Below are 12,980 nucleotides of genomic sequence, written 5' to 3'. Positions count from 1 at the left end.
CATTCATACGCAATCTAATATAATTTGGAATATAATTTAAAAAAATAAAAAAACAAGCGAGCAAAAGTCGGAGTCAAAAATGAAGATGATATGTGCTGAACGTATTTTTTCTGAAAAATTAATCAAAAACAATGAAATGAATTTGTGTGCTTTGTCATACTTTTTTACAAATTTGTTATCTAGATGGATTAATTCCATTCAAAACGATGTGTATGGGTTGGAGATCAAAATAGGGGCATTATTTGATCTTTTTATCTCTTTTTAATGGGTTTTTATTTTCCAGAAGGTCAAGAAATAATTTTATAAAATTCATCTGATCTGATTTTAAAAATATATCCATATAAATTTTTTATATAAATAAAAGAGTTAAGAATAATTAAAATGAAACAGATATAGGTTCTGGCATTTTTATTGCTAATCAATAATTAAAAATTGGACTATTTGGTTTAAAAAATGGCAGTTTCTCTTTATCGATCAACGAAGTTCCAAGCCAAAACTGTGGTGTTAAGCTCTGGTTTAGGTGGACATGCGCAGTATTGGCAGTCACAAATTCCCGTTTTGCAACAGCATTTTCATGTACTGACCTATGACCAAGAAGGCGTTTTTCCCGATAGTGACATTCTTCCAGACAATTATTCTTTGCCTGCAATGGCGGTTGAGTTACAGCAAATTCTAGAAGCAGAGAAAATTGATCAATGTCACTTTATTGGGCATGCGCTTGGTGGTTTTATCGGTTTGGAGCTGGCATGTTTAGCACCTTGCCTTGTTGAAAAGTTAGTGGTGGTGAATGCTTGGGATCAACTTGATGCACATACCAATCGTTGTTTTGCGACGCGCTTGACCTTGTTACGTCAGGCAGGTGTCGCAGCGTATGTGCAGGCTCAGGCGTTGTTTTTGTATCCGCCTGCATGGATTTCAACACATGATCAGCAGCTTGTTCAGCAAGAGCAACAGGCGATTGCCCATTTTGCACCTTTAGAAAATGTAGAAAAGCGTTTGGCAGCATTACGTCAGTATCAACCTGAATACACGGCACGCGAAGTCAAGCAGCCCGTTTTGGTGATTGCCAATCAGGATGATTTTTTGGTGCCTTGGCAACGTGGCTTGGCGCTTTCTCGTTTAATTTCTCATGCAGATTTTGAGCTGTACCCAACAGGTGGGCATGCCAGCAGTGTGACCCAGCCTGACTGGTTTAATGCATGTGTATTGCAATATTTATGTTCTTAAATCAAGGAAATCGTGATGAATAGTTTGAGTTTAAAACTGGAAGAATACGCTTTAGAAAAGTTGTTTAGTGAAGCGCGGACGCATAACGCATGGCAAGACAAAGCGATTGCACCTGAGTTGCTACAGGAGTTGTATGATTTGCTGAAAATGGGGCCAACCTCGGCTAACTGTTCGCCTGCACGTTTTGTGTTTATTCAAAGTGCAGAAGCCAAAGCTAAGCTGAAACCTGCGCTGTCCTCAGGTAATGTCGAAAAAACCATGACCGCACCTGTTACGGTTTTAGTGGCGTATGACAGCGAATTTTATGAAAAGCTACCTGAGTTGTTCCCACATGGCGATGCGAGATCTTGGTTTACCTCAAGTCCAGAACTTGCCCATGAAACTGCATTTCGTAATAGTTCCATGCAAGCCGCTTACTTAATTTTGGCATGCCGTAGTTTGGGTTTGGATACAGGGCCAATGTCAGGTTTTAACCCAACACGGGTCGATGAAACTTTTTTGGCAGGAACAACATGGAAAACCAATCTGCTGATCAATATTGGTTATGGCAATCCTGAAAAACTCTATGGGCGTTTACCACGTTTGAGTTTTGAAGATGCCTGTCAGATTGTTTAATATCTTGCATATTTTTTAAGCGGACAGCTCAATCGGGTTGTCCGCTGAGCTGTTTAATGTTCCACAACTGTAGGAATAAGGCTCTCAATTAACAGTTGTTTTGAGGTTGCCAAAGCCTCTTGATAGAAGCTTTTATTTTTTAGAGTTTTGCCTGAAATGGCTTGAGTCTGTACGGTAAAATCAGAATAGTGTTGTGTCACTGCCCAAATATGAATAATTAAATGCAGCGCTGATACAGGCTTTAAGCGCCCTTGTTCAATCCAGTCATTAATCACGGCAGTTTTCTGTTGCACCAGTTTTTTGAGTGAGCCTTTTAAAATCGTGTTGATATAGGGCGCACCTTGCATCATTTCCAAAGCATACAAACGTGATGCTTGTGGTGAGTCTTTGGCGAGCTGAAATTTCACATCCAGATAATTTCTCAAAGCCTGTGCAGGGTCTTGTTCTTTTTCCAGTTGATTGAGTGGCAATAACCATGCGGTCAGGACTTGAGACAACACCGCCACATATAAATCATCTTTTCCAGCGAAGTAATAAAACAGATTGGATTTGGAAATACCCGCGGTTTCGGCAATCTGCTCCATGCTGGCACCTTGTAGTCCATAAGTGGAAAACACCTCAAGTGCTGCTTGCAAAATCAGTTGTTGTTTTTGTTGTGCATTTCTCGTTTTTTTTACAGAAGTTATTGTCTCATCGTACATCGGGCTAACCTGATTTTCATTTGTGGCTATTGTAGCAAAGACTGGTACTGAAATAGGCAGGGTAGTGAGATTTGTGCGCAAAAAGTGCACGAAGCTTGTGCAGATTTATGTTGATATTGCTTAATGTTGGACTAAATGGTCTAAATAATAGAACCATATGATAAATACAAATATATGATATTTAAAAATATATAATATTGGCATTCAATTTGCATTATTAAAAATAAATACTGTGAGTGCACCACAGTCTTGATTTTCACACTTTATGGATAAACGAGGTGTCAGTATGCAAGTAGGTGTTTTCTGTCCGATTGGGAACAATGGTTGGCTCATTTCTAAAAATGCACCACAGTACAAACCGACCTTTGAGTTGAACAAAGAAATTGTACAAAGCGCAGAGCAATATGGTTTTGATTTTGCATTGTCGATGATCAAACTACGTGGTTTCGGCGGTGAAACCGAGTTTTGGGACTACAACCTAGAAAGTTTTACCTTAATGTCAGGTTTGGCTGCCGTTACATCTAAAATCAAGATTTATGCAACCGCAGCAACATTGGTGATGCCACCTGCCATTGTGGCGCGTATGGCAGCAACACTCGATTCAATTTCCAATGGCCGCTTTGGTTTAAATGTTGTCACAGGCTGGCAACGTCCTGAATACAGCCAAATGGGGATGTGGCCGGGAGATGAATACTTTGGTAAGCGCTATCAGTATTTGTCGGAATATGTCCAAGTATTAAAAGAGCTTTGGGCGACAGGAAAGTCCGACTTTAAAGGTGAGTTTTTCCAAATGGATGACTGTCAGGTGAAGCCTCAGCCCTCCAAAGATTTAAAAATTATCTGCGCAGGTCAGTCCGATGAGGGTTTGGCATTCTCCGCACAATACGCTGACTATAACTTTGTCTTTGGTAAGGGCGTCAATACGCCAACTGCTTACGCCTCAATCAATGATCGTCTCAAAGCACAAACCGATAAAACAGGACGTGATGTCAGTACCTTTGTGCTGTTTATGGTGATTGCTGATGAAACTGATGAGCAGGCTTTCGCAAAATGGCAAAGCTATAACGATGGCGCAGACATGGAGGCAATTGCTTGGCTGCAAGATCAGGGAGGTAAAGACAAGATTTCAGGCAGCGACACCAATATTCGTCACATGGCTTCGAGCGTTTCGCCTGTGAATATCAACATGGGAACATTGGTGGGTTCTTATGCCAAAGTCGCTGCCATGCTCGATGAAATTGCTGAAGTCAAAGGTACCGATGGCATTTTGCTGACATTCGATGACTTTGTTTTAGGGGTTAAAGATTTTGGTGAAAAAATTCAACCGTTAATGAAAAGCCGTACTTTGGCAGACAGCATTGTCGCAAGCCAAGTGACTGATCTTGCTATGGAGAAAAGCGCATGAACTATTCAACGATCCGTGCCAGTTTTACCCAAGCCACTGCACCGATTTTAAAAGCAGAACCTGAGTCGATTCAGCTTGATGCCAAACAAACTGCGCTCATCGTGGTGGATATGCAAAATGCTTATACCAGTTTAGGTGGCTATCTGGATTTGGCAGGGTTTGATGTATCGAAAACGCAGCCAGTCGTACAACAAATTCAAAAGGCGATTGATGTCGCGCATGCTGCGGGCATTCAAGTGATTTTCTTTAAAAATGGTTGGGATGCCGACTATGTGGAAGCAGGTGGCGAAGGCTCTCCGAATTTTCATAAATCCAATGCGATTAAGACCATGAGGAAAAAACCTGAGTTACAGGGCAAGCTGTTGTCTAAAGGGGGGTGGGATTATGAACTGATTGATGAATTACAACCTGCACCACAGGATATTGTGATTGAAAAACCTCGTTATAGCGGCTTCTTTCATACCCAACTGGACAGCATTTTACGTGCGAAAGGCATTCGCAATTTAGTGTTTACAGGCATTGCGACTAATGTCTGCGTGGAATCAACTTTGCGTGATGGTTTCTTTTTGGAATATTTCGGTGTGCTGCTCGATGATGCCTGCTATCAGGCAGGGCCAGTCGAAGCGCATGAAGCGACTTTATTTAATGTCAAAACCTTCTTCGGTTGGGTGTCTGACACTCAAAGTTTTGCAGAAAGTTTTGCCCCAGTGACTCAACCCAAAGCTGAAGCGGTTTAAGGAGATTTGCCATGCCAAAAAATGTGATTATTCCAGAAGGAACAGGTAAACCGCTTGCGCCATATGTCCCTGCAACCGAAGCCAACAATATTGTCTATGTCTCAGGCACATTGCCCCTCGATGCCAATAATGATGTGGTGCATGTGGGTGATGCCGCAGCACAAACCCGTTATGTGCTTGAAACCATTCAAAAGGTGATTGTCACTGCGGGTGGCAGCATGGATGACGTGACCTTTAATTCGATTTTTATTAAAGACTGGGCGGACTACGCCGCGATTAATCAGGTTTATGCCGAATTTTTCCCGAACGACAAACCAGCGCGTTATTGCATTCAATGTGGTTTGGTCAAAGCTGAAGCTTTAATTGAAATTGCTTCAGTCGCACATTTGTAATCGAGTTTTCAGGTAGCACTTGCCCTGTCGATAGGGCAAGCATCACGATGCATGCAAGGAGCAAACCATGAGTATTTTACAATCCAATTCACATACGGCTGCTGCGTTGAATAAAATGATGGCACAAGCAGCAAAACCACCTGTTGAACTGACTGAAACACAAAAACAGTTTCGGCAAGCGATGAGTCATTTGGCTGCGGCGGTGAATATTGTCACTACCGATGGCGAGGCAGGGCGCGCAGGCTTTACCGCTTCAGCCGTGTGTAGCGTGACCGATAGCCCACCCACTTTATTGGTCTGTCTAAATCGTAATGCTTCGGTCTACCCGATTTTTCAAAAAAACCAAGTGCTGTGTGTGAATACATTGGCGCAGCATCATACGCATCTATCTAATCTGTTTGGCGGTAAAACGCCAATGCCCGAGCGTTTTGCTCAAGGAGAATGGCAGTCCTTAACCACAGGCTCGCCCGTATTAACGGATGCTGTGGTGGCATTTGACTGTAAAATTAATCAAATTGTCACCATCGGGACGCATGACATTTTATTTTGTGAAGTTCAACAATTACAATTGAATACGGGTGCGCAGGGACTGATCTATTTTGATTGTGCCTATCATCATCTAACACGTCATCAATCATGATCAACACCTTGATAAGCAAGGGAGTATTACTATGAAAGAAAGTTGGTTTAATCAATGGCGACCTTATCAAGGAAATCTGGAACAAACATCTGTTGCTACCAATGAATATCTACCCGCAGGGCAGACCCTTGTGCTCGGTATTCAGCATGCTTTCGCCATGTTTGGGGCGACGGTGCTCGCGCCATTGCTGATGGGGTTTGATCCGAGTCTGACCATGCTGATTACGGGGATTGGTACGATTATTTTCTTCTTGATCACAGGTGGGCGTGTTCCGAGTTATTTGGGTTCAAGCTTTGCATTTATTGGTGCAGTGGCTGCGGTGACAGGCTATAACGGGGTCGGGGCGAATCCACAGATTGCACTGGCGCTCGGTGGGATTATTGCCTGCGGTCTTGTGTACATGCTGGTTGGTTTACTGGTGATGAAAATCGGGACAGCATGGATTGAAAACTTGCTGCCGCCTGTGGTGACAGGTTCGATTGTGATGATCATTGGGTTGAACCTTGCACCTGTGACCATTAAAGGCGTGTCGGGAAATAGCTTTGATACATGGATGGCACTGGTGACAGTGTTGTGTATTGGGGGAATTGCAGTCTTTACCAAAGGTATGTTGCGTCGTTTACTGTTGCTGGTCGGTTTGCTGTTGTCTTATGTATTGTATTTTGTTTTGGCGAATGTTTTAGGTTTGGGGAAAGCGATTGATTTTGCTCCGATTGCCAATGCAGCATGGTTTGGTCTGCCAACATTCCATCATCCTGAATTTAGTTTAAATTCTGCATTATTGATTGCACCTGTGGTGATTATTCTGATTGCTGAAAACTTGGGTCACTTCAAAGCTGTGAGTGCCATGACAGGGCAAAATATTTCACCATATATGGGGCGTGCCTTTTTTGCCGATGGTTTGTGTACAACCTTATCGGCATCGATTGGTGGGACAGGCATGACCACCTATGCGGAAAATATCGGAGTGATGGCGGCAACACGGATTTATTCGACTTTGGTGTTCGTAATTGCAGGTGTGTTTGCAATGTTGCTCGGCTTGTCACCCAAATTTGGGGCATTGGTCAGTACTATTCCAGTCGCTATTTTAGGTGGGGCATCCATTGTAGTTTTTGGTCTGATTACCATTGCAGGTGCGCGGATCTGGATGAGTAATCAGGTCGATTTTGCTCAAAATGGTAATATGCTGGTTGCAGCAATCACCATTATTATGGGAACAGGCAATTATTCATTGCATATTGGGGCATTTGATTTGGGTGGAATCGGGACAGCAACCTTTGCCGCAATTTTACTGAATTTGCTGTTAAACCGAAAATCAGCACAGCCGAAGTCAGTTCAAGAGCCTGCATTAAATGAATCGCATGTGATATCTAAATAAAGATACTCTGTTAAAAAAGCCGATCATTGATCGGCTTTAATTTTTTGTTTGGCTTGATCTTAAAAGTTTAGATCTTTTCCAGTAATACACCACTTTCAACATGGTGAGTGTAAGGGAACTGATCGAACAACGCAAAACGCTGAATACGATGGGTTTGGCTCAACGTTTTCAAGTTGTCATGTAAGGTGTCTGGGTTACATGAAATATAAATGATGCGTTTAAACTGCTGTAAAAGTTGTAGGGTTGCATCATCAATGCCTGCACGTGGCGGGTCAACAAATACGGTATCAAACTGATATTCGCTAAGCGTGATTTGCGCTTCTTGCAAACGACGAAATTCACGTTCGCCATGAAAGGCTTGAGTAAATTCTTCAGCCGCTAAACGGGCAATCTGAATATTTTCAATCTGGTTTTTTTCAATATTCCATTCAGCCGCATAAACGGATGATTTTGCTAGTTCTGTTGCCAGTACACGGTCAAACTTTTGTGAAAGCGGCAGGGTAAAGTTACCATTGCCACAGTACAACTCAAGCAAATGTCCAGAAGCATCGCTTGCGACATCACAAGCCCAGTGCAGCATTTTTTCGCAGACTTTGGCATTCGGCTGGGTAAAGCCACCTTCAATTTGCTTATAAAAATAGTTGCGGCCATCAACTTCAAGCTGTTCCACCACAAAGTCATCGGTCAGCACCAGCTTTTGTCCGCGGCTACGACCAATGATTTTAATGTTGAGTTGTTGCTCAAGGGCTTTCGCGGCAGCGATCCACTGTTCATCCAGTTTACGGTGATAAATCAGCGTCACCAGCATTTCACCGCTCAGTGTTGCCAAAAAGTCCACTTCAAACAAGCGCTGGTGCAGTTGCAGTTCTGCTTTTAGGGCTTCAAGCAAGATCGGCATTAAATCATTAATGCTTTGCGCTGCAATCGGGAAGTTATCGACACGAACCACCTGTTTTTCTTTGTTGTCGGTGTTGCGTTCAAACATTGCATAAAACAAGTCGGTGTCGGTATGCCAAATGCGAAATTCTGCACGCATACGAAAATGCTGTTCGGGAGAGTCGAACACTTCAAGATTTGGCATTTGGAATTCGGCAAACTGGGTGCGAATACGTTCGACTTTGGCTTGCAGTTGTTGTTGATATGCAGAGGTCATGAACAAAAAAATACACGTTAAACGAAAGCGGCAATCTTAACAAACTCGACTGGATTAGCCTAGTTTTGCGCTGCAATTGCCTAAAAAGAAAAAAACCTCTGCCATGGACGACGTATGACAGAGGCACTGAGGGAGAGCTGAGGAAATAAAGTTATGGATTAGTCCGTCATGGTCATCAGGCTAGCATTGCCACCTGCTGCTGCGGTGTTAATGCTAATCGCACGTTCAATCACTAAACGTTCCAGTGGAATGTCGGCACTGTTGTTCGCCATGTGGGTAATTCCCACAATGGCACCTGTACGCGTTGCCATCACTTTTTGCAAGGTTTCAAGTTCTTGCTGCGAACCGTGATGCAGCACAGCATCGTAGTCAGCTTTGGCAATGTCATCAGTCAGTTGAATGGCAGCCAGAATTTGTTTAGGCAATGACTGTGCATATTTGGCAAAGAACGCATTGTCACGTTCCAAGACAACTTTGGAGTTGACTGCGAAAATAGCCAGTAATTGATAAACCTGCTCTTGTTCAGTGGTTGCCAGTGACAACACACGTTCACGTGGCAAAATCACATACTGGTTACTTTCACCTGTAGGACCTTGCAATTCATAGATTTTATCGACCATGAAGCTTGGAACAGCATTGGTGTTGATGCCACTGATGTTTTTCGCAGCCCATGCTTTAAATGCTTGGTAGTTTTGAGTTGCGACTGCATTTTGATCGACCAATGTGGTTTTCACTGCAAATGGTGTTGTCAAACCTGCTGATGCATGATCTTGCATTAAGCGATACAAATACAAAGGGCCACCTGCTTTGGGACCTGTACCCGACAAGCCTTCGCCACCAAACGGCTGCACACCAACTACTGCACCAACAATATTACGGTTAATGTACAGGTTACCCACATGTGCAGAATCAATGACTTTCTGAATGGTTTCATCAATACGGGTATGTAAGCCCATGGTCAAACCATATCCTTTGGCATTGATCTGTTGCATCAAGGCATCCAGTTCGCCGTATTTATAGGTCACTACGTGTAACACTGGGCCGAATACTTCACGCTCTAAATCATTTAGGTTTGGTAACTCAATCAATGTCGGGGGGACAAAAGTACCTTGTCCAAGTTGAGCTTGAGTCACAGTTTGATCAAACATCAGTTGATGCACAGGGTAGCCTTTGCCTTGCATTTTGCTGATATGGCGTTGAATGTTTTGTTGAGCTTCACTGTCAATCACTGGGCCAATATCAGTTTTCAAGAGGTAAGGATTTCCCACGCGAAGTTGCTGCATCGCACCTTTGAGCATGGTCAATACGGTTTTGGCATTGTCTTCTTGAACACACAAAATACGCAGTGCTGAACAACGCTGACCTGCACTGTCAAATGCCGAGTTGACAGCATCAAACACCACTTGTTCAGTCAGTGCAGATGAATCGACGATCATGGCATTTTGACCGCCCGTTTCTGCAATCAAGGTTACAGGTTGACCGTGTTGAGTCAAACGCTGCGCCACAGTTTTTTGCAGGATTTTCGCAACTTCAGTCGAACCTGTGAACATAATCCCGCTGATGCGCGCATCTTGGCTGAGTTTCGCACCGATAGTTTCACCCTGACCTGGCATGAACTGGAGAACCGCTTGTGGAACACCCGCTTCATGCAGCATTTTCACGGCTTGGAAAGCAACCAATGGGGTTTGTTCAGCAGGTTTGGCAATCACGCAGTTGCCTGTGACCAAAGCCGCAGCAATTTGCCCTGTGAAAATTGCCAATGGGAAGTTCCATGGGCTAATACACAAGATGGTTCCTAAGCTTTGCAATGCTTTTTGATTTGGGAAATGCTGTGCTTGTTTTGCGTAATAACGTAAGAAATCAACTGCTTCACGAACTTCTGCAATCGCATTGGCATAGGTTTTACCGCTTTCACGGCACAGTAAAACCAACAGTTCGAGCAGACGTTCTTCCATCAAATCGGCAGCACGTTCCAATGCTTGAGCACGCAAGACCACAGGGGTATTTTGCCAAGTGCTATGTTGCGATTGTGCTTGAGCCAAGGCTTGTTCAACTTGCTCAACCGTTGCTTCATTGACATGACCCACAATATCTTTGTGATTTGCAGGGTTGATCACAGCTTGACTGTTGCCCTGAGTTTCAGCCACTTGACCTGCAACCAATGCCTGACTGTGCCATTGATGGTGAGCGAATTGTTTTGCAACCGCATTTAATTCTTCAAGACAGCTGTCATTGGCAAGGTCAAAACCTTTTGAGTTCACGCGGTCTAGGCTATACAAATTCTTTGGAAATGGAATTGAGGCATGTTTCAAACCGACTGTTTTGTCATGTTGGGTATTTTGCTCAATTTCTTTCATTGGCGATTGAATCAAATCATCAATTTTAAGATTTTGGTCTGCAATACGGTTGACGAATGATGTATTTGCACCATTTTCCAATAAACGACGAACCAAATAAGCCAATAAGGTTTCATGCGTACCGACTGGTGCATAAATACGACATGGCACACCCAGTTTACCTTCAGCTTTTGAACCAACGACATTTTCATACAAAGGTTCGCCCATGCCGTGTAGACATTGGAATTCGTATTGTCCTTCGTAGTATTTTTCAGGGTTCGCGAGGTTGTAAATCGTGGCTAAAGTTTGTGCATTATGACTGGCAAACTGAGGATAGATATAGTCAGGCTCAGCCAGTAATTTTTTCGCACAGGCAACATAAGACAAGTCGGTATGCACTTTACGGGTATAAACAGGGTAGTCGCTCATTCCGTCAATTTGTGCTTTCTTGATTTCGCTGTCCCAATACGCACCTTTCACCAAACGAATCATCAGGCGTTTTTTGCTGCGTTTTGCCAAATCAATAATATAGTCAACCACGAAGAAGCAGCGTTTTTGATAGGCTTGAATCACAAAGCCAATGCCTTTCCAGTCGGCCAAATCTGGCTCAAAGCATAAACGCTCAAGAAGTTCTAAAGACAGTTCAAGACGATCAGTTTCTTCCGCATCAATATTTAAACCAATATTGTACTGTTTCGCCAAACGTGCCAATTCTAAAACACGGCTATACAGTTCGGTGTGAACGCGGTCATGTTGTGCGCGTTGGTAGCGTGGGTGAATCGCAGATAATTTAATTGAAATCCCTGCGCCTGTATAAACGTCTTTATCTGCTGTTGCTTTACCGATGGCATGAATTGCAGACACATAATCCTGCATATAACGGTCAGCATCGCTTTCAGTAAATGCCGCTTCGCCTAACATGTCATATGAATAGCGGAAACCTTTCGCTTCTAAAGTTTTTGCGTGGTTAAGCGCCGCTTCAATGGTTTCACCTGTGACGAACTGTTCGCCCATCATACGCATCGCAACGTCAACAGCTTTACGAATAATGCCACGACCACTGCGTGCCAAAATGCCCGTTAAGATACTCGATAAACTGGTTTTGCTTGGCTGCATGATTTTGCCAGTCAGCATTAAACCCCATGCGGCAGCGTTGACAAACATCAAGCTACTTTGACCGACGTGCTCTTTCCAGTTCCCTTGATTGATCTTGTCACGGATCAGTAAATCACGGGTTGCTTTATCTGGAATACGAAGCAGTGCTTCTGCCAAACACATCAGCGCTACGCCTTCTTGGGAAGACAATGAGAACTCTTGAAGTAAGCCTTGAACAATCCCAGCTTTACCCGCAGAGGCTTTACGCTCACGTAAACCTGATGACAAACGGAAAGCAAGTTCATAGATTTTTTTGTCCAATTCACTTGGCAATTGGGCAAATTGTAAAAGTTGTTGTACTGCCTCAGGCTCAGGGCGGCGCCATGCCTGATTAATCTTGCTTTCGAAATGATTTTTCTTATCGAAAACAGTGATATCGGTCACAGTGGTCGATTGAGTTGCAGTGACCTTTTCAGTTTCCATCATGGCGCGTGTCCTGTTGCTAAAAAAATTGAACCAGAGGTGGATTAAATTTATAATTACAGAATTATTACCGAATAACTCACTATAATTTGGCTTTTTTTTAGAGAAAAATTTATATGTCAGACGCTTTTTTTAGCCTTGACCGTACAGACCTCAAAATTCTGGATTTATTACAGAAAGATGGGCGTGTTTCTAATATTAAATTAGCAGAAGCGGTTAATTTATCACCTACAGCAGTGATGGCTCGCGTACAGAAACTCAATAAAGAAAACTTTATTTTGGGTTATCACGCACATCTCAATCCTGAGAAGTTGCAAGCGGGTTTTTTGGTGTTTGTCGAGATTTTATTGGATAAAACCACGCCGCATGTTCTGGAAGATTTTATCGATGCCGTGCAGGAACACCCTGAAATTTTAGAATGCCACATGACCAGTGGCGGTTTTGATTTTGTGGTTAAAATCCGCAGTCAGAATATGGACGAGTTCCGCCGTATTGCAGGGCAGGTACTTTGGCATTTACCGGGCGTGAAGGAAACGCGCAGTTATCCAGTCATGCAAGTCGTCAAAGAAACCACGCAAATTAAGCTACATAGCAAAAAATAAAAAAGCCGCTATAAAAGCTAATGCCAGTCAGTTAAGCTGATTGGCATTTTTTCTTTGGATATTTTGCAGGTTTTGCTTTAACTACTCTTGGACACAGCCTATGCCTTTTTTCAGGTAATACATACATTTTTGAACTTTCTAATAAATGCTCTAAATGTCTAGGCAAATTACCTGCCGACTCTAAAGGCGTATGCCTCAATATATTGATAATACTCA

At 43.1% G+C, this 12,980-nt stretch carries 11 protein-coding genes and 1 pseudogene; 8 read left to right on the top strand and 4 right to left on the bottom strand.

Going from position 1 to position 12,980, the window contains the following annotated elements:
- The first annotated feature begins 453 nt into the window (after positions 1–453).
- Both rutD and GBN19_RS12860 read left to right on the top strand, forming a co-directional pair.
- The gene (gene rutD / locus GBN19_RS12865; protein ID WP_151778412.1) at positions 454–1,227 is read left to right on the top strand and encodes a pyrimidine utilization protein D; all 774 of its coding nucleotides are present in this window, start codon (positions 454–456) and stop codon (positions 1,225–1,227) included.
- Between the two features lie 15 nt (positions 1,228–1,242).
- Positions 1,243–1,842 carry a malonic semialdehyde reductase gene (locus GBN19_RS12860; RefSeq protein WP_151710545.1) on the top strand — a complete coding sequence of 200 codons (600 nt, stop codon included), beginning with the start codon at positions 1,243–1,245 and terminating at the stop codon, positions 1,840–1,842.
- 53 nt (positions 1,843–1,895) lie between these two features.
- Here the strand turns inward: GBN19_RS12860 and rutR are convergent, their stop codons facing one another.
- On the bottom strand, positions 1,896–2,543 hold the full coding sequence (gene rutR, locus GBN19_RS12855) for an HTH-type transcriptional regulator RutR (RefSeq protein WP_151778411.1): 648 nt from the start codon (positions 2,541–2,543) through the stop codon (positions 1,896–1,898).
- Between the two features lie 286 nt (positions 2,544–2,829).
- Here rutR and rutA point away from each other — a divergent pair, with 286 nt between their 5' ends.
- The 5 genes from rutA (at position 2,830) to GBN19_RS12830 (ending at position 7,095) form a co-directional block, all read left to right on the top strand.
- Positions 2,830–3,948 (top strand): pyrimidine utilization protein A, encoded by a 1,119-nt coding sequence (rutA, locus tag GBN19_RS12850; RefSeq protein ID WP_151778410.1) that lies wholly within the window; start codon positions 2,830–2,832, stop codon positions 3,946–3,948.
- Entirely contained in the window at positions 3,945–4,685 is a 741-nt protein-coding gene (gene rutB, locus GBN19_RS12845; protein ID WP_151778409.1) for a pyrimidine utilization protein B, read from the top strand. Before rutA ends, rutB begins: the two co-directional genes overlap by 4 nt.
- 11 nt (positions 4,686–4,696) lie before the next feature.
- The gene (gene rutC, locus GBN19_RS12840) at positions 4,697–5,077 is read left to right on the top strand and encodes a pyrimidine utilization protein C (RefSeq protein WP_151778408.1); all 381 of its coding nucleotides are present in this window, start codon (positions 4,697–4,699) and stop codon (positions 5,075–5,077) included.
- 67 nt (positions 5,078–5,144) lie between these two features.
- Positions 5,145–5,717, top strand: coding sequence for an NADH-dependent FMN reductase RutF (rutF, locus tag GBN19_RS12835; protein ID WP_151778407.1), 573 nt, complete (start codon positions 5,145–5,147; stop codon positions 5,715–5,717).
- Between the two features lie 31 nt (positions 5,718–5,748).
- Positions 5,749–7,095, top strand: a complete 1,347-nt coding sequence (locus GBN19_RS12830) for a solute carrier family 23 protein (RefSeq protein ID WP_151778406.1) — start codon at positions 5,749–5,751, stop codon at positions 7,093–7,095.
- A 67-nt stretch (positions 7,096–7,162) separates the two neighbouring features.
- Here the strand turns inward: GBN19_RS12830 and trmA are convergent, their stop codons facing one another.
- Both trmA and putA read right to left on the bottom strand, forming a co-directional pair.
- Entirely contained in the window at positions 7,163–8,248 is a 1,086-nt protein-coding gene (gene trmA, locus GBN19_RS12825) for a tRNA (uridine(54)-C5)-methyltransferase TrmA (protein ID WP_151778405.1), read from the bottom strand.
- A 158-nt stretch (positions 8,249–8,406) separates the two neighbouring features.
- Positions 8,407–12,162 (bottom strand): trifunctional transcriptional regulator/proline dehydrogenase/L-glutamate gamma-semialdehyde dehydrogenase, encoded by a 3,756-nt coding sequence (putA, locus tag GBN19_RS12820; protein ID WP_375707872.1) that lies wholly within the window; start codon positions 12,160–12,162, stop codon positions 8,407–8,409.
- Between the two features lie 116 nt (positions 12,163–12,278).
- On the opposite strand from putA, the gene GBN19_RS12815 reads away from it, so the two are divergent.
- Positions 12,279–12,764, top strand: a complete 486-nt coding sequence (locus tag GBN19_RS12815) for an Lrp/AsnC ligand binding domain-containing protein (protein ID WP_045792865.1) — start codon at positions 12,279–12,281, stop codon at positions 12,762–12,764.
- Positions 12,765–12,795: 31 nt separating this feature from the next.
- Here the strand turns inward: GBN19_RS12815 and GBN19_RS15955 are convergent.
- A pseudogene (locus GBN19_RS15955) lies at positions 12,796–12,980 on the bottom strand (IS4 family transposase); the annotation flags it as partial.

The sequence above is a fragment of the Acinetobacter brisouii genome, from assembly GCF_008993995.1.
GTDB classification, from domain to species: domain Bacteria; phylum Pseudomonadota; class Gammaproteobacteria; order Pseudomonadales; family Moraxellaceae; genus Acinetobacter; species Acinetobacter brisouii_A.
This window is presented reverse-complemented; position numbering and strand designations above follow the sequence as displayed.

Bases quoted from the DNA above. Each gene is read 5' to 3' on its own strand.
- rutD (WP_151778412.1), top strand. From the start codon at position 454: ATGGCAGTTTCTCTTTATCGATCAACGAAGTTCCAAGCCAAAACTGTG.
- GBN19_RS12860 (WP_151710545.1), top strand. From the start codon at position 1,243: ATGAATAGTTTGAGTTTAAAACTGGAAGAATACGCTTTAGAAAAGTTG.
- rutR (WP_151778411.1), bottom strand. From the start codon at position 2,543: ATGTACGATGAGACAATAACTTCTGTAAAAAAAACGAGAAATGCACAA.
- rutA (WP_151778410.1), top strand. From the start codon at position 2,830: ATGCAAGTAGGTGTTTTCTGTCCGATTGGGAACAATGGTTGGCTCATT.
- rutB (WP_151778409.1), top strand. From the start codon at position 3,945: ATGAACTATTCAACGATCCGTGCCAGTTTTACCCAAGCCACTGCACCG.
- rutC (WP_151778408.1), top strand. From the start codon at position 4,697: ATGCCAAAAAATGTGATTATTCCAGAAGGAACAGGTAAACCGCTTGCG.
- rutF (WP_151778407.1), top strand. From the start codon at position 5,145: ATGAGTATTTTACAATCCAATTCACATACGGCTGCTGCGTTGAATAAA.
- GBN19_RS12830 (WP_151778406.1), top strand. From the start codon at position 5,749: ATGAAAGAAAGTTGGTTTAATCAATGGCGACCTTATCAAGGAAATCTG.
- trmA (WP_151778405.1), bottom strand. From the start codon at position 8,248: ATGACCTCTGCATATCAACAACAACTGCAAGCCAAAGTCGAACGTATT.
- putA (WP_375707872.1), bottom strand. From the start codon at position 12,162: ATGGAAACTGAAAAGGTCACTGCAACTCAATCGACCACTGTGACCGAT.
- GBN19_RS12815 (WP_045792865.1), top strand. From the start codon at position 12,279: ATGTCAGACGCTTTTTTTAGCCTTGACCGTACAGACCTCAAAATTCTG.